This window comes from Nonomuraea roseola, assembly GCF_039535395.1.
Lineage (GTDB): Bacteria > Actinomycetota > Actinomycetes > Streptosporangiales > Streptosporangiaceae > Nonomuraea > Nonomuraea roseola.
In genome coordinates, this window is the sequence record NZ_BAAAXC010000015.1 from 4,960,917 (window position 1) to 4,976,082 (window position 15,166).

Annotated in this window: 13 protein-coding genes; 7 read left to right on the forward strand and 6 right to left on the reverse strand. The window is 69.9% G+C overall.

Going from position 1 to position 15,166, the window contains the following annotated elements; all coding sequences use genetic code 11:
- Positions 1–865 precede the first annotated feature (865 nt).
- On the forward strand, positions 866–1,555 hold the full coding sequence (gene recX, locus ABFX55_RS50105) for a recombination regulator RecX (RefSeq protein ID WP_379479198.1): 690 nt from the start codon (positions 866–868) through the stop codon (positions 1,553–1,555).
- Between the two features lie 966 nt (positions 1,556–2,521).
- Complete coding sequence (gene rny / locus ABFX55_RS46915; protein ID WP_346130413.1) at positions 2,522–4,141, forward strand: ribonuclease Y; 1,620 nt, start codon at positions 2,522–2,524, stop codon at positions 4,139–4,141.
- A gap of 134 nt (positions 4,142–4,275) precedes the next feature.
- Here rny and ABFX55_RS46920 read toward each other — a convergent pair whose 3' ends face one another.
- Genes ABFX55_RS46920 through ABFX55_RS46940 form a run of 5 tightly spaced genes read right to left on the reverse strand, consistent with a single transcriptional unit; the run spans position 4,276 to position 9,423 of the window.
- Positions 4,276–6,105 carry a S9 family peptidase gene (locus tag ABFX55_RS46920; protein ID WP_346130415.1) on the reverse strand — a complete coding sequence of 610 codons (1,830 nt, stop codon included), beginning with the start codon at positions 6,103–6,105 and terminating at the stop codon, positions 4,276–4,278.
- A 38-nt stretch (positions 6,106–6,143) separates the two neighbouring features.
- Positions 6,144–7,058, reverse strand: coding sequence for an amino acid ABC transporter permease (locus tag ABFX55_RS46925; protein ID WP_346130417.1), 915 nt, complete (start codon positions 7,056–7,058; stop codon positions 6,144–6,146).
- A complete protein-coding gene (locus ABFX55_RS46930; protein ID WP_183657598.1) occupies positions 7,055–7,723 on the reverse strand; it encodes an amino acid ABC transporter permease in 669 nt (222 codons plus the stop codon). Before ABFX55_RS46930 ends, ABFX55_RS46925 begins: the two co-directional genes overlap by 4 nt.
- Positions 7,724–7,783: 60 nt before the next feature.
- Entirely contained in the window at positions 7,784–8,659 is an 876-nt protein-coding gene (locus ABFX55_RS46935; RefSeq protein ID WP_346130419.1) for a glutamate ABC transporter substrate-binding protein, read from the reverse strand.
- Positions 8,660–8,673: 14 nt separating this feature from the next.
- The gene (locus tag ABFX55_RS46940) at positions 8,674–9,423 is read right to left on the reverse strand and encodes an amino acid ABC transporter ATP-binding protein (RefSeq protein WP_346130420.1); all 750 of its coding nucleotides are present in this window, start codon (positions 9,421–9,423) and stop codon (positions 8,674–8,676) included.
- A gap of 124 nt (positions 9,424–9,547) precedes the next feature.
- Here ABFX55_RS46940 and miaB point away from each other — a divergent pair, with 124 nt between their 5' ends.
- From miaB to ABFX55_RS46965, 5 genes are all read left to right on the forward strand, one after another.
- Positions 9,548–11,020: a tRNA (N6-isopentenyl adenosine(37)-C2)-methylthiotransferase MiaB gene (gene miaB, locus ABFX55_RS46945; RefSeq protein WP_346130422.1), complete on the forward strand. Its 1,473-nt coding sequence runs from the start codon at positions 9,548–9,550 to the stop codon at positions 11,018–11,020.
- A gap of 203 nt (positions 11,021–11,223) precedes the next feature.
- On the forward strand, positions 11,224–11,358 hold the full coding sequence (locus ABFX55_RS46950) for a hypothetical protein (RefSeq protein WP_346130424.1): 135 nt from the start codon (positions 11,224–11,226) through the stop codon (positions 11,356–11,358).
- 331 nt (positions 11,359–11,689) lie between these two features.
- On the forward strand, positions 11,690–12,265 hold the full coding sequence (locus ABFX55_RS46955) for a prolipoprotein diacylglyceryl transferase (RefSeq protein ID WP_346130425.1): 576 nt from the start codon (positions 11,690–11,692) through the stop codon (positions 12,263–12,265).
- A 136-nt stretch (positions 12,266–12,401) separates the two neighbouring features.
- On the forward strand, positions 12,402–13,133 hold the full coding sequence (locus ABFX55_RS46960; RefSeq protein WP_346130427.1) for an isocitrate lyase/PEP mutase family protein: 732 nt from the start codon (positions 12,402–12,404) through the stop codon (positions 13,131–13,133).
- A 178-nt stretch (positions 13,134–13,311) separates the two neighbouring features.
- The gene (locus ABFX55_RS46965; protein WP_346130429.1) at positions 13,312–14,154 is read left to right on the forward strand and encodes a class III extradiol ring-cleavage dioxygenase family protein; all 843 of its coding nucleotides are present in this window, start codon (positions 13,312–13,314) and stop codon (positions 14,152–14,154) included.
- A gap of 10 nt (positions 14,155–14,164) precedes the next feature.
- Here the strand turns inward: ABFX55_RS46965 and ABFX55_RS46970 are convergent, their stop codons facing one another.
- Positions 14,165–15,061: a ribonuclease Z gene (locus ABFX55_RS46970; RefSeq protein ID WP_346130431.1), complete on the reverse strand. Its 897-nt coding sequence runs from the start codon at positions 15,059–15,061 to the stop codon at positions 14,165–14,167.
- Positions 15,062–15,166 lie beyond the last annotated feature (105 nt).

Below are 15,166 nucleotides of genomic sequence, written 5' to 3' on the forward strand. Positions count from 1 at the left end.
GCATGGACGCGAAGCCGACGACCATCCGGGGGCGTCCCGCGACTGGGGCGCGTGGCCGGACGTCACCCGGCGCACGACCCGTCCGAAGCGCAAGGTGCGTGAGCGGGCTGCGGGGGTGGAGGGCGAGTGGGCCATCCCTGAGGGAGGCCTCGGCTCGGGCGACGATGGCGGTCGGTCACACGGCTGGCTGGACTCCGGTGACGACGGCGGCGGGCCGTACTCGGGGCTGGCTTCCGGCGATGACGGCGACCGCCCGCAGCGCGGCCTGGCCTCCGGTGACGACGGGTCGACCCCCCGCCGTCGCCCGCGCAGAGCCACTCGCCGCGCCAACACCTCCCCTCGAGACGTCGGCGACCCCTTCGACTCGACTGGAGAGCCCCCTGAATGGGCGCGGGATCACGCTGCCCCGACCGGCCGGTCAGCCGATCCCCGGGGGAGCTCTTGGGCTGCTCCAAGCGGTCAGTCGGCTGACCAAGCCCAGGGCTATGCGGGCGCTTCGACCGACCAGCCGTCCGATCATTCCCAGGGCTATTCTGCGGCTCCGAGCGGTCAGTGGGCTGGCCGGGCTCAGGGTTATGTGGCCGCTTCGACCGATCAGCCGTCCGATCACTTCCAGGGCTATTCGGCGGCTCCGAGTGGTCGGTCGGGTGACCGGGCTCAGGGTTATGTAGGCGCTTCGGCCGACCAGCCGTCCGAATCCTCCCAGGACCATCCGGCCGCTTCGACCGATTCGCCGGGTGACGGCTTCGAGGGCTATTCGGCTGCTGCGGACGGCCGGCCGCGTGACGGCTTCCGGGGTTATTCGGCTGCCTCGGAGCGCCAGCCCGAAGACGACTCCCGTCACTACGAGGACGCCGCTCCCACGATGGGGCTGTTCAGTGATGGCCCGGGAGGCTACGGGGGTCGTGAGGGCGGTGCGGGTTCGGAGACTGAGGGGCCGCGTGAAGGGCGGCGCTCGGGTGGGCGGCGCGGTGGCGGTGGCGCGCGCCGGGGCTCGTCGAGGAGGCGTTCCGGCGGGCCGGAGGGGCCCGATGAGGGCTCAGGGGCTGCCTCGGGTCCTCCGGCGAATCCCGAATCGGTCGCGAGGGCGATCTGTCTGAGGCTGCTCACCATGGGGCCCAAGACCAGGGCGCAGCTCGCCGAGGCGTTGCGGAAGCGCGAGGTGCCCGACGAGGCCGCCGACGCCGTACTCGATCGGTTCACGGAGTTGGGCCTGATCAACGACGAGGCGTTCGCCGAGGCGTGGGTGGACTCACGGCACCACGGGCGAGGGCTGGCCCGGCGGGCGCTGGCGGCCGAGCTGCGGCACAGGGGGGTCGACAGCGACACGGTCAACGAGGCCGTGGAGCGGGTTGACTCCGACCAGGAGGCGGACACCGCCCGCAGGCTGGTGGAGCGCAAGCTGGCCTCGACGCGAGGGCTCGACGCGCAGGTCCGTACTCGACGGCTGGCGGGGATGCTGGCACGCAAGGGGTATGGCGCGGGGCTGGCCTATCGGGTGGTTCGCGAGGCGCTGGAGAGCGAAGGCGTCGAGATCGAGGACGACTTCCCGTAACGCCGGGATGACCTTGTCGGGCTCCTCTCCTCTGCACGTGTCCGAGCGGCGTCTCTTGAAATCTCCCCACGCCTGCCTTCGGTCGGCACGCCTGCCTTCGGTGGCAGTGTTGGGGCTGCGGTCGGGAGGCTTGCTCTGCGGGTCGTCTCGTCTGTGCTGCGGGTAGGCAGGCCTGCTCTGCGGTTGATGCGCCTGCCTTCTCGGTGGTCCCCAACCTGCTGTGCGGTCGCCCCGTCTGCTCTGCGGTTGGTGCGCCTGCTCCCCGTGGTCCCATCTGCGGTGGCATGTCTGCGCTGCGCGGTTGGTGCGCTTGCCTGGTCGGTCGTCCCGTCTGTGCTGCGGTTGGCATGCGTGCTCTGCGGTGGCGCGCCTGCGTCGCGGTTGGGATGCCTGCGTCGCGGGTCGGCATGTCTGCGTTGCGGGTCGGCATGTCTGCGTTGCGGGTCGGTATGCCTGTGCTGCCGGGCGGGATCGGCTACGCCTCCGGCTGCCAGGGCGGGATCGGTTACGCGTCCGGTGGCCCGAGGCCGTTGCCCGCAGGGGTGGGACGTCTGTGGGGCCTCGGAAACTCTTCAGGCGGGTGCCGGCATGGGGCGTCAGGACCGAGTTAGCTGGGTAAATGAGGGCATGTCGGCTATATCCGGCAAGATCGTACGGTTTGTGTTCGATTCGACGGTAGGGCGCGCTTGACAGCACGTCTTTGCTTGCCCGTTACCTCTTCGACGCATAACCTCGACGGCAGTGAGGAGTTACTCCGCGCAGTGCGGATTGCCATACCGGTGAACTACGGACGAGCGAGCTCGATTGACCCAGGGAAGGCAAGGTGCCGGCTGTTCAGTCGGTGCCGCGTCTGCCTTGGCTTGATATTTGTCCTGGTGGCAACACCGTTGGGGCGATCTGTGCTGTGCGCGTGACCCCTCCTGGAGCGTTTGGGCACATCTATGACGCGAGGAGGGCGGGGCGCACATGGAGACGCCTGTCGTGGTGCTGGCGGTGGCAGTGCTCCTGCTGGCATGCGTGATGATCGTCGCGTTTGTCATACTTCTGCGCCGAACCGCCGCGCTGGCTTCGCCACCCGTCTCCAAACCGTCGCCCGATCAGTTGGCCGAGGTGCACAGCGAGCTGGAGGAGGCGCGGCGCGAAGCCGTACTGATCAGGGACAAGGCGCAGTCCGACGCCGGTGAGATCGTGCGCAGGTCGGAGATGGCCGCTGAGAGTGCCGCGCAGATGCGTAAGGAGGTCGAAGAGGAGAGCCGCATCCTCAAGAACGAGCTCAAGGAGTTGCGCTCCGACCTCGAACGCAGGGAGAGCCGTCTGGCCGAGCGGGAGCAGCGCCTCGACGAGGAGGCGCGCAGGCAGGTCGAACGCGCCAGGAAGCTGGCCGAGACCGAGACGGAGCTGGCCGACAGGCGCGAGGAGCTGCTGCAGGTCGAGGGTGAGCGCAGGGCGATCCTCGAACGGGTGGCGGGGCTGACCTCCGAGCAGGCCAAGAGCGAGCTGGTCAGGGAGATCGAGAACCAGGCCAAGCGTGAGGCGGCGCTGATCGTCAGGGAGATCGAGGGCGACGCCCGCAAGGAGGGCGAGAAGCGGGCCACCAAGATCGTGACGCTGGCCGTGCAGCGCATCGCGGCGGAGCAGACAGCCGAGTCCGTGGTGAGCGTCCTGCACCTGCCGGGTGACGAGATGAAGGGCCGGATCATCGGCCGTGAGGGGCGCAACATCAGGGCGTTCGAGTCGACGACCGGGGTCAACCTGATCATCGATGACACGCCCGAGGCGGTGCTGCTGTCGTGTTTCGATCCGGTGCGGAGGGAGACGGCGCGGCTCACGCTGGAGAAGCTCGTACTGGACGGGCGCATCCACCCGCAGCGCATCGAGGAGGCCTACGACCGCAGCCGCGCCGAGGTGCAGGACCTGTGCGCGAGGGCGGGCGAGGACGCGCTGGTGGAGCTCGGCATCACGGACATGCACCCGGAGCTGACGCTGCTGCTCGGACAGTTGAGGTATCGCACCTCCTACGGGCAGAACGTGCTGAAGCACCTCATCGAGTCCGCGCACATCGCCGGGATCATGGCGGCGGAGCTCCGCATGAGCCAGTCGCTGATGAAGCGGTGCGCGCTGCTGCACGACATCGGCAAGGCGCTGACGCACGAGGTCGAGGGCAGCCACGCACTGATCGGCGCGGAGATCGCCAGGCGGTACGGCGAGCACGAGGACGTCGTGCACGCGATCGAGGCGCACCACAACGAGGTCGAGGTGCGCACGGTGGAGGCCGTGCTCACCCAGGCGGCCGACGCGATCAGCGGCTCCAGGCCGGGCGCCCGCCGTGAGTCGCTCGAGGCGTACGTGAAGAGGCTGGAGCGACTCGAGGAGATCGCCACCTCCTACGAGGGCGTGGAGAAGGTGTTCGCCATGCAGGCGGGGCGCGAGATCCGCGTCATGGTGAAGCCGGACGCCATCGACGACATCCAGGCGCAGGTGATCGCCCGTGACGTGGCCAAGCAGGTGGAGGAGGAGCTCACCTATCCCGGCCAGATCCGCATCACCGTCGTCCGCGAGTCGCGCGCGACGGAGTTCGCCCGCTAGATCCCCTTTCATCCCGTACGGCACAGCCCAGAAGAGGCCACCGCGGTCACCGGTGACCGCCCGTCGCGCCACGCGTCCTCCAGCGGGACTCCGCTTCCCGCCGCTACGTCGAAACCCTCGAAGAGGGCAGCGGCTCAGTACATGCCGAAGACCTGCTGGTAGAAGGCCAGCTCGGCGGCCAGGGCAGCGGTGCGCGTCTCCATGCGGCGAAAGCCGTGCGACTCGCCCTCGAACGACAGGTACGTGCACGCCACCCCGCGCTCCGACAGTGCGTCGGCGAACGCCGACGACTGCGAAGGCGGCACCACGGGGTCGTCCAGCCCCTGGAGCAGCAGCATCGGGCAGGTCACGCCGTCGGCCAGCGCGAGAGGCTCGCGGCTCGCGTAGAGGGCGGGGTCCTCGGGGCCGACCAGCCACTCGGTGTAGCGCGACTCGAAGTCGTGGGTGGCGGCGTTGAGCGCGGCGAGCGCGCTGACCCCGTAGTAGGACACCCCTCCGGCGAACACGGAGGACCTGCAGCAGGCGGCCATCACCGTCCAGCCGCCCGCGCTGCCGCCCCTGACCGCGATGCGCGCAGGGTCGGCCAGGCCCTCGGCGGCCAGCCATTCGGCGGCGGCGACGGTGTCCTCGACGTCGACGACGCCCCACTGGCCGCGCAGCCTGTCGCGGTAGGCCCTGCCGTAGCCGGTGGAGCCTCCGTAGTTGACGTCGATCACCCCGATGCCGCGCGAGGTGAAGAACGCCTTCTCCAGGTCGAGCGCGGAGTTGCTGTGCCCGGTGGGCCCGCCGTGCACGAACACCACGTAAGGGGTGGGCCCCTCGGCCGTGGCCTCGGGGTTGGCGGGCCGGTAGAGGAACGCGTGGACGTGCCGTCCGAACTCGCTGAGGAACTCCACGGGCTCGGCGGAGGGCAGGTAGGCCACGTCGGGCAGTTCACCGATGTCGCGCCGCAGCCCCTCCACCCTGCCGGTCACCGTGTCGAGCCTGGCGATCGAGCGGGGGATCGCCGCGCCGTACGCGACTCCGACCAGGGTGGCGCCGTCGGCGGACAGGGCAGGGTCCCACCCTGAGTACGGCACGTCGAGGTCGCGCAGCTCGCCCGTCTCGGGGTCGAGGATGCCCAGGCGCAGGTCGCCCTGGCCGTGCAGAACCGCGAGCCGTCCGTCGGCCAGCACGAGGTACGGCCTGCCGCCCAGCTGCCACAGCGGCCAGGCGAACTCCTCCTCGGCGGGGTGGAGCGCCTGGGAGGAGGTGCCGTAGATGCCGATCTGGTAGAGGTTCCACCAGCCCGACCAGTCGGAGACCACGTAGAGGTGGCTGTCGTCCTTCCATTGCGGCGCCAGAACCGACTCGGTGGAGCCTCCCTTGACGGTCCAGGAGTTGCCGTCGGCCAGGCGGGTGACGCGCAGCTCGGTGCCGTTCCACGGCATGCGCGGGTGGTTCCAGCAGATGTAGGCCAGGTGCAGGCCGTCGGGGGAGAGGGTGGGGAAGGCGTAGAAGTCGCTGCCGGTCACCAGTTCACGTGGTTCGCCCCCTTCGAGGGGGACCGAGACGATGGAGCGGGTGACCTTGCCGTCGTGGCGTTCGCGCACGCACCACAGGTGGCCTTCACCCAGGTGCAGGTCGGCGTAGCGGGAGCCGTCGTCGGGGGTGAGCGGTGTGGGCTCACCCGAGGTGGCGAGATAGAGGCGCTGGTCGTCGAAGTTGACGAAGACCACGCCACGGGGAGTGACGAGGTAGGGCTGCCCGCCGTACTCGTGGACCCTGGAGCGGGCGTTCCACGGGGCGGGCAGCAGCGAGGTGCGGGTGCCGTCGGCGGCCCTGTGCACGATGGTGGTGCGGCCGCCCTCGTCGGGCCGGTCCTCGGTCCACCAGACCTCGTCACCCACGACGGACGGCCAGGCCAGGCGCAGGCCCGAGCTCGCGACATCGGTGGTGGAGATGGGAGAAGGCCAGAGAGGCATAGCGGCATCCTGCCCGAAAACCATGCCTCCCGTGGCCCTTACTCCATCGTCGCCACGGCTTCGGCTCCCGCGCCGCTGCCCGCGCCCGGGCCGACGCCGAGAACCGACGCGCCCGGCGGGGCCACGGGCGGAGCCGCGGTCTTGCGGCTGCGCCTGCTGCGCTTCTCCAGCCAGTTGGCCAGCGCGCTCAGCGCCATGTTGAGCCCGATGTAGATGATGCCGATGACGATCGCGGCCGGGATCAGCGAGCCGAAGAAGGCCGCGGGCAGGATCTTGAACCCGGTGTTGAGCAGGTCGACGTAGGCGATGATGTAGCCGAGGGCGGTGTCCTTGAGCAGCACCACCAGCTGGCTGACGATCGCCGGCATCATGGCCGTCACCGCCTGCGGAAGCAGAACCAGGCGCATCACCTGGTTCTTGCGCATGCCGACGGAGTAGGCCGCCTCGGACTGTCCCTTCGGCACGGCGCGCACGCCCGCCCTGACCACCTCGGCCAGCACCGAGCCGTTGTAGAGCATCAGGGCGGTGACCAGGGCGATGAAGGCGTAGTCGCCGCCACCGAAGAGCGAGGGCGCCAGGTAGAAGATGAAGAAGATCAGCAGCAGCAGCGGGATGCTGCGGAAGATCTCGACGACCGCTCCTGCCGGGATCCTGATCCACCGGTGGTCGGAGAGCCTGGCCAGGCCGAACACCGCGCCGAAGATCAGCGCGAGGACGGCTGCGACCGCCGCGGCCCTCAACGTGCCGATCAGGCCGGGGATGATGTAGAACTCCCACGTCTCGGCCCGGAGGAAGGGCTCCCAGATGCGGCCGTCCCACTGGTTCTTGGCGTCGAAGCCCGCGTAGATGAGGTACAGGACGGTTCCGACCAGCACGACGCCGAGGACGGTCAGCAGGGCGTTGCGGACTCTCGCGCGCGGGCCAGGGGTGTCGAACAGGACCGAGGTGCTCATCGGACCACCGCCAGGCGCTGGGAGAGCCAGCCAGTGAAGAAGCCGATGGGCATGGTCAGGATCATGAAGCCCGCCACGATGCCCAGGAAGATCGGGATCGAGGCACCGGTGGTGTCAAAGATCTCCTTCATGTTCGCCGCGGACTCGGTGAGGAGCCCGCCCGCCGTGGCGACCGTGGTGTTCTTGATCATCGCGATGAACACGCTGCCCAGCGGGGCCACCACCGCGCGGAAGGCCTGCGGCAGGATGATCAGCGTGAGCGTCTGGAAGAACGTCAGCCCGATCGCCCTGGCCGCCTCGGCCTGCCCGGTGGGGACGGTGTTGATACCGGACCGCAGCGCCTCGCAGACGAAGGCCGCGGTGTAGGCCCCCAGGCCCAGCGACACGATCCAGAACGAGTTGGTGCGCGGCACACCGGAGAAAACCAGTCCGAGTGTGTCGCTCAGGCCCAGCGCGGAAAAGGCCAGCACCAGCGTCAGCGGCGTGTTCCGTACGACGTTGACGTAGACCGTGCCCGCCGCGCGCAGCACGGGGGTCGGCGAGACGCGCATCGCCACCAGCAGCGTGCCGACGATGAGCGCGAACACCCCGGCCACGAGGGAGAGCTTGATGTTCTCCAGGAAACCCTCGAGCAGCTGAGGGCCATACGTAATAAGTTCGTCCATCGTGCTCCACCGTCGATATGACAGCGGCGGCCGGGTCACCGGCCGCCGCGTCGTGTCTTCCTAGGCGCAACCCTCGGCAGGCGGCGCGCTGTCGGCCAGCTTGAGCCCCTGAATGCCGCCGAACCACTTGTCGAACAGCTGCTTCATGGTGCCGTTCTGCCACAGCTTCGCCACGGCCGCGTTGGCCGCCTCGCAGGTCTTGGTGTCGCCCTTCTTCAGGCCGATGCCGTACTTCTCGTCGGTGAAGCCCTGGCCCAGGACCTTGAACTTGCCGCCGGAGGCCGCCGCCTGCTTGGCGAAGCCCGCCAGGATCAGGTCGTCGGTGGTCACCGCGTCAAGGTTGCTGCCCTGCAGCTTCTGGATGCACTCGGAGTAGTTGGCGGCGTCGACGGGCGTGGCGTCGATGTCGAGCTTGCCGTCCGGCGGCGGGTCGGTGATCCGCTTGTAGGAGTTCGAGCCGGACGCCTTGCAGATCTTCTTGCCCTTCAGGTCCGTCGGCGCGTTGATCGAGGTGTCGTCACCGCGCGTCATCACGTCCTGGTGGGCGACGACGTAGGGCCCGCCGAAGGTCACCTTCTGCTTGCGCTCGTCAGTGATGGAGTAGGTGGCGAAGATGATGTCGACCGTGCCGTTGGCCAGGAAGGGCTCACGGTTGGAAGAGGCGGACTCCTTCCATTCGATCTTGACATCCTTGCCGCCGGCCATCTCCTTGAGCACGGCCTTGGCCACGTCAACATCGAAGCCCTCGGGCTCCGCGCCCTTCTTCAGACCCAGGCTGGGCTGGTCCCACTTGGTGCCGACCACGACGGTGCCGCCACCCTGCGCCTTCTCGACCACGCTGCCGTAGGTCTGCTCACTGCCGCCGCCGCAGGCCGCCAGGCTGCCTACCAGGACGCCAGCGGCCGCGAGAGCGGCTCCCGCACGTTGGATTCGCATGTGTGACACCTCTTCTAGTGCGTAAGAATCTTGGAGAGGAAATCCTTGGCCCGTTCGGTGCGGGCGTTGGTGAAGAACTCTTCAGGGGTGCTCTCCTCGACGATCTGGCCCTCGGCCATGAACACCACCCGGTTGGCCGCCTTCCGGGCGAAGCCCATCTCGTGCGTGACGACCACCATGGTCATCCCGTCACGAGCGAGGGCCACCATGACGTCGAGCACCTCCTGAACCATCTCAGGGTCGAGCGCGGAGGTGGGCTCGTCGAAAAGGATCATCTTGGGGTCCATCGCGAGCGCCCTGGCGATCGCGACGCGCTGCTGCTGTCCGCCGGACAGCTGGGCGGGGTACTTGTCCGCCTGCGCGGCGATGCCCACGCGTTCGAGCAGCTCCATGGCCCGTGTGTTGGCCTTGTCCCTGGCGATGCCTCGCACCTTGACCGGGCCCAGCGTCACGTTCTCGCGGATGGTCTTGTGCGCGAAGAGGTTGAAGGACTGGAAGACCATGCCGACCTCGGAGCGCAGCGCGGCCAGCGCCTTGCCCTCGGCGGGCAGGGGCCTGCCGTCGAAGACGATCTGGCCGCCGTCGATGGTCTCCAGTCTGTTGATCGCCCTGCACAGCGTGGACTTGCCACCGCCTGAAGGACCGATCACGACCAGGACCTCGCCGCGGGAGACGGTCAGGTTGATGTCCTTCAGAACGTGCAACGCCCCGAAGTGCTTATTGACGTTCTCCAGCTTGACCAGCGGAGTCGAGTGGTCCGTCATGGATGACAACGTAGAGGGGTGAGATGCACCGGTCACTAACCGGGCGGTACCGATCCGATCACGGCAGCCTCATTTTACCCTCGGGCGCAAGTGTTGCACGGGAACGCCTACCCTTGAGAGTGCCATGAGGACCTATCAGGTGCGCACCTACGGGTGCCAGATGAACGTGCACGACTCCGAGCGCCTCTCGGGCCTGCTGGAGGACGCCGGCTACGTGCCCGCTCCCGACGGCGAGACCGCTGACGTGGTCGTGTTCAACACGTGCGCCGTCCGCGAGAACGCCGACAACCGCCTCTACGGCAACCTCGGCCATCTGCGGCCCGCCAAGGTGAAGAACCCCGACATGCAGATCGCCGTCGGCGGCTGCCTCGCGCAGAAGGACCAGGGCGAGATCGTCCGCAAGGCTCCGTGGGTCGACGTGGTCTTCGGCACCCACAACATCGGCTCGCTGCCGGTGCTCCTGGAGCGGGCCCGCATCGCCGGCGAGGCGCAGGTCGAGCTCAAGGAGTCGCTCGAGGTCTTCCCCTCGACGCTGCCCACCAAGCGCGAGTCGCCGTACGCGGCGTGGGTGTCGGTCTCGGTCGGCTGCAACAACACCTGCACCTTCTGCATCGTGCCCGCGCTGCGCGGCAAGGAGAAGGACAGGCGCCCAGGCGACGTGCTGGCCGAGGTCCAGACGCTGGTCCAGCAGGGCGTCCTCGAGGTCACCCTCCTCGGGCAGAACGTCAACACCTACGGCGTCGAGTTCGGCGACCGGCTGGCCTTCGGCAAGCTGCTGCGCGCGTGCGGCGACATCGAGGGCCTCGAGCGGGTCCGCTTCACCTCGCCGCACCCCGCGGCCTTCACCGACGACGTCATCGCCGCCATGGCCGAGACGCCCAACGTGATGCACCAGCTCCACATGCCGCTCCAGTCCGGCTCCGACCGGGTGCTGAAGGCCATGCGCCGCTCGTACAGGGCAGAGCGCTATCTCGGCATCATCGAGCGGGTCCGTGCGGCCATGCCCGACGCGGCCATCTCCACCGACATCATCGTCGGCTTCCCCGGCGAGACCGAGGAGGACTTCCAGGCCACCCTCGACGTGGTGCGCCAGAGCCGCTTCGCCAACGCCTTCACCTTCCAGTACTCCATCCGCCCCGGCACCCCCGCCGCCACCATGGCCGACCAGGTGCCGAAGGAGGTCGTCCAGGAGCGCTACGAGCGGCTGGTCGCGCTCCAGGAGGAGATCTCGTGGGAGGAGAACAAGAAGCAGGTGGGTCGCACTCTCGAGGTGCTGGTCGCCGAGGGTGAGGGCCGCAAGGACGAGGCCACGAGACGCCTGTCAGGACGGGCCGCCGACAACAGGCTCGTGCACTTCGCGGTGGGCGACGAGACGCCCAGGCCGGGCGACATGGTGACCGTCGAGGTCACCTACGCGGCCCCGCACCACCTGGTCGCCGACCGTGCCCTCGGCCTGCGCCGCACCCGCGCGGGCGACGCGTGGCAGGCCCGCCAGGGCGCTCCCGCTCAGGCCAAGGGCGTCTCGCTCGGCATGCCCTCCATCGGTCGCCCCGCGCCCCTGCCCGTCGAACCCTCGGGCTGCGCCGTCACCTCGTAGGGGACACCCGTCACCTTCGCGCGGACGCGCGGACGCTTGGTGAGGGGTGCGGGCCTCTTCCCGCGCGGATGCGCCGTCACCTCGTGAGGTCGTCGAGGACCTCGTAGCAGTAGTCGCGCCGTAGGTCCCTGAAGGTCGCGCACGGGTCGGGCAGCGGGCGCTGCGCCCGTGGCTCGGCCGGGCGCGCGCTCGCGCTGCCCGGAGTGCGCGCTGTCGAGGGTCTGCGCGCCGTCGGAGCCGTGGCCTGCCCCTGGTCGTCCGCCGTCCGACGCGGCGAGGGCGCCGTCCGGTACGGCGGAGCGGGCACCGGTCTGACCCACCCGCTGCCGCGGGCCTGAGGCGGCACGAGCCTCGCCGCCTCCACGGAAGTTGATATTTCCGGGCCAGGGGTAAGCGGCCTTATCTCCGCAGTCTCCGAAATCCGCGGACGATCATCGAAAATCCCGGAAAACGCCAGGAAAACGCCTAGTCCGGCGGTGCCGAGAACCCCGGCCACGCCCGCCACAGGAACCGCCCTGGTCCGCCAACCTGGGCGTATGGGTCCAAGAGTAGACAAGTCGTGATTCCTTCGTGATTGGTGTGCGGGCATTCCACTCCTGCGGTTAGTGTGGTCCATCGCCCGCGGAAGCCATCGCGTTTCCCCCCGATACGACCGCAGGGAGTTCTCTCATGCACGGGCACGTCCCCTCACCGACGGGCCAGCCTGATCAGGATCGCCTGGAGATCCTTTCCGGGCCTGGTCAGGATCACCGACCACGAAGGAACAGCAAGCCCCTCGTCATCGCCGCCTCGGCGCTCGTCGCCCTGCTGGTGGCAGGCGGCGTCGGCTTCACGCTCCTGGGCAACGACAGGGCTCAGGGCGGTCCTGCCTCCCAGACCAGCGAGCAGGCCCAGCAGCCAGGGTCCGGGTCGGAGTCCGGAGCCGAGAAGGAGGGCGACTCGGGCCCAGGCGAGGACCTCGGTGACTCGGGCGAGTCGGCGGAGGGCGACGCGCTGCCTGTCGAGAGCGGTGAATCGGCCGAGGGCGACGCCGTCCAGGCCGACCCTCCCGCCGACTCTGACTCTGACTCTGACTCTGACAGAGGCTCCGCGGGCCAGGCCGCCGGCAGTGACGGCTCCTCCTCGAAGAACACGTCCAAGGACACGTCGAAGGACACCTCCAAGGAGCAGCAGAGCGCGGGGGGCGGTCCCGCCGACGGCCCCGCGGGCGAGGTCGCGGGCCAGTGCGCGGCTGACGGCTGCTGAGACCGTACGGGCGGCGGCTCAGCTCGCCCGCGGAGGTCGCACCCGGGTAGCGGGGGCTCCCGAGTAGCGGGTGGCTCATGGGTATGCGAGCCGATTGGACCTTCAGCGCCCGGCGGTCGCGCCGTAGGGTCCCCGCATGACCACCGAGACAGCCACCCGCCTGCGCGACCTCCACACCAGGACGAGCCCGCTCATCCTGCCCAACGTCTGGGACGCCGCCTCCGCCGGAGCCGTGGAGGCGGCGGGCTTCCCCGTCGTGGCCACCGGCAGCTCGGCGATGGCGGCCGTGCTCGGTTACGAGGACGGCGAGCACACCCCGCCTGGAGAGATGCTCGCGGCGGTGGCCAGGATCGTGAGGGCGGTCGGCGTCCCCGTGACCGCCGACATGGAGCGCGGCTACGGTCTCAAGCCCGCCGAGCTGGTCGAGCGCCTGCTGGAGACCGGCGCGTCCGGCTGCAACCTGGAGGACTCAGGCCGCGACGGCCTCATCGACAGGGAGGAGCAGGCCGACTTCCTCTCCGCCGTCAGGGCGGCGGCAGGTGCCGACCTGGTCGTCAACGCCCGTGTCGACACTTACATCGCCGGAGACCGCACCACCGCGGACGCGCTGATCAGGGGCCGCCGCTACCTCGAGGCGGGCGCCGACTGCGTCTACCCGATCGGCCTGGCCGACGCCGAGGAGATCGGGGCGCTGGCCGCCCAACTGCCGATCAACGTGCTGTTCCGGCCTGGTGCCCCTTCGCTGGACGAGCTGGCCGCGCTGGGCGTCGTCAGGGTCAGCTACGGCCACGGCCTGCACCAGGCGGCCCACACCTACGCCGAGCGCCTGTTCGCCGCGGTCCGCGAGGGCCGCAACCCCTACCAGTAGGAAGCCACCCGCCACGGGGCCGTGCGCCTTGCCGGTAGGAAGCCACCCGCCACGGGGCCGTGGGCCTTGCCGGTAGGAAGCCGCCGGCCGCGGGGCCGTGGGCCTTGCCGGTAGGAAGCCGCCGGCCGCGGGGGACGCTCGCGGCCGGGGGAGGCGACGGCTCGGTTAGCCTGGGCGGATGCTTGTCGCCGCGGCCGTGTGCCCGCACCCCCCGCTGATCGTGCCCGAGCTCGCGGGGGCCGCCGCGCCCGAGCTCGACGGCCTGCGCGCCGCCTGCGCCGCCGCGATCGGGGCGGTGCTCGCCGTGGATCACGACCTGCTCGTCGTCGTCGGCTCCGACGAGCGGACCCGAGCGTACGGCAGGCAGGCCGCGGGCACGCTCGGACCGTGGGGCGTCGACGTCAGGGTGGGCGAGGGCGAGCCCGTCCTGCCGCTGTCGCTGACGATCGGCCGCTGGCTCCTGACCAAGCAACCGACCAACGAACCGACCCGCGAACCGGCCGGCGAACCGAACGCCGGAGCGGCCGGCGAACCGGCCGGCGAACCGACGATCGGAGCGGCCGACGAACCGACCGGCGAACCGACCGGCGGAACGGACGGCGAACCGGACGGCACAGCAGCGGGCGGGCGGGGTCTGGTGTTCCAGGGTGTGGCGTCGGACGCGAGTGTGGCCGAGTGCCTGGCTCTGGGCGCGAAGCTGGTCGAGGGGCGAAGGACCGCGCTGCTGGTCATGGGTGACGGCTCGGCCTGCCTCACCGAGAAGTCGCCCGGCTACCTGCATCCGGCCGCCGCCCCGTACAACGAAGAGATCGTGAGGGCGCTGGCCGAGGCCGACACGGGAGCGCTGGCCGCGATGGACCCCGCGCAGGCCGCCGCGCTCTGGGTGGCGGGCAGGGCCGCGTTGCAGGTGCTGGCGGGCGCGGCCGAGGGCACCGCGCTGCGGCCCGCCCTGCTGGACGAGTCCTCTCCTTATGGAGTGGGGTACTGCGTGGCGACCTGGCTCGAGGGCCGGGCTCCCTGACGGTGGGCGCTCAGCGCCGTCCGGGCACCGGGACCGTCGTGAAGTCGCGGGCCAGCACCACCTCGCCGTCATAGCTGCGCCGCACCTCCTCCAGGAAGGCGGGCTCCTCGGCCAGGCCGTACCGTTCGGAGAAGTGGGTCAGCACCAGCCTGCGCACTCCCGCGCGGGCGGCGACCAGCCCCGCGTCGTAGGCGGTCAGGTGACCGTACTCCTTGGCCAGCGCGGCCTCCGGCGACAGGAACGTCGACTCGATCACGAGCAGGTCCGCGCCGTCGGCCAGTTCGAACACCGGGTCGCAGAGCCTGGTGTCCATGACGAAGGCGGCCGACTGACCGGGGCGGGGCACGCTGCACTGCTCGAGGGTGACTCCGCGTACCGAGCCCTTCCGCTGGAGCTCGGTGATCTCGGGGCCCTTGATGCCGTGGGCCTTGAGCCTGTCGGGCAGCATCCTGCGGCCGTCGGGCTCCTGGAGGCGGTAGCCGTACGACTCGACGGGGTGTGACAGGCGGCGGGCGGTCAGCGGCGCGAGCTCGGCGACGGGGCCTGCGACGGGGTGCTCGGTGATCTTGTCGGTGTCGGCGAAGACGGCCGCGTTCCTCAGCCTGCGCCAGTAGAGCTCGCCTGAGGCGGGGAAGACGGCGCGCACGGGATGGGTGACGCGGTCGCGAGCGATGCGCTGCACCACGCCTGGCACGCCCAGGCAGTGGTCGCCGTGGAAGTGGGTGACGCAGATCCAGTGGATGTCGTGCGCGCTGAGACCCGCGTGCAGCATCTGCCGCTGCGTGCCCTCACCAGGGTCGAACAGCACGCCCTGTCCGTCCCAGCGCAGGAAGTACCCGTTGTGGTTGCGGTGTCTGGTAGGGACGGCGCTGGAGGTGCCGAGGACGACGAGTTCGCGGTTGGACACTAGCGCGATGCTAGACGCTCGGAGAGTCGATCGCTCCCAGCACTCGAATCGCTCTTGTAGCTCCGCGATGTCATCGGCCCTGCCATGGAGGGCGGCCACATTGTT

Excerpts from the sequence above, each read along its gene's own strand:
- recX (WP_379479198.1), top strand. The coding sequence starts at position 866 with ATGGGGCTGTTCAGTGATGGCCCGGGAGGCTACGGGGGTCGTGAGGGC.
- ABFX55_RS46960 (WP_346130427.1), top strand. The coding sequence starts at position 12,402 with ATGACCACCGAGACAGCCACCCGCCTGCGCGACCTCCACACCAGGACG.
- ABFX55_RS46920 (WP_346130415.1), bottom strand. The coding sequence starts at position 6,105 with ATGCCTCTCTGGCCTTCTCCCATCTCCACCACCGATGTCGCGAGCTCG.
- miaB (WP_346130422.1), top strand. The coding sequence starts at position 9,548 with ATGAGGACCTATCAGGTGCGCACCTACGGGTGCCAGATGAACGTGCAC.
- ABFX55_RS46955 (WP_346130425.1), top strand. The coding sequence starts at position 11,690 with ATGCACGGGCACGTCCCCTCACCGACGGGCCAGCCTGATCAGGATCGC.
- ABFX55_RS46965 (WP_346130429.1), top strand. The coding sequence starts at position 13,312 with ATGCTTGTCGCCGCGGCCGTGTGCCCGCACCCCCCGCTGATCGTGCCC.
- ABFX55_RS46935 (WP_346130419.1), bottom strand. The coding sequence starts at position 8,659 with ATGCGAATCCAACGTGCGGGAGCCGCTCTCGCGGCCGCTGGCGTCCTG.
- ABFX55_RS46925 (WP_346130417.1), bottom strand. The coding sequence starts at position 7,058 with ATGAGCACCTCGGTCCTGTTCGACACCCCTGGCCCGCGCGCGAGAGTC.
- rny (WP_346130413.1), top strand. The coding sequence starts at position 2,522 with ATGGAGACGCCTGTCGTGGTGCTGGCGGTGGCAGTGCTCCTGCTGGCA.
- ABFX55_RS46940 (WP_346130420.1), bottom strand. The coding sequence starts at position 9,423 with ATGACGGACCACTCGACTCCGCTGGTCAAGCTGGAGAACGTCAATAAG.
- ABFX55_RS46930 (WP_183657598.1), bottom strand. The coding sequence starts at position 7,723 with ATGGACGAACTTATTACGTATGGCCCTCAGCTGCTCGAGGGTTTCCTG.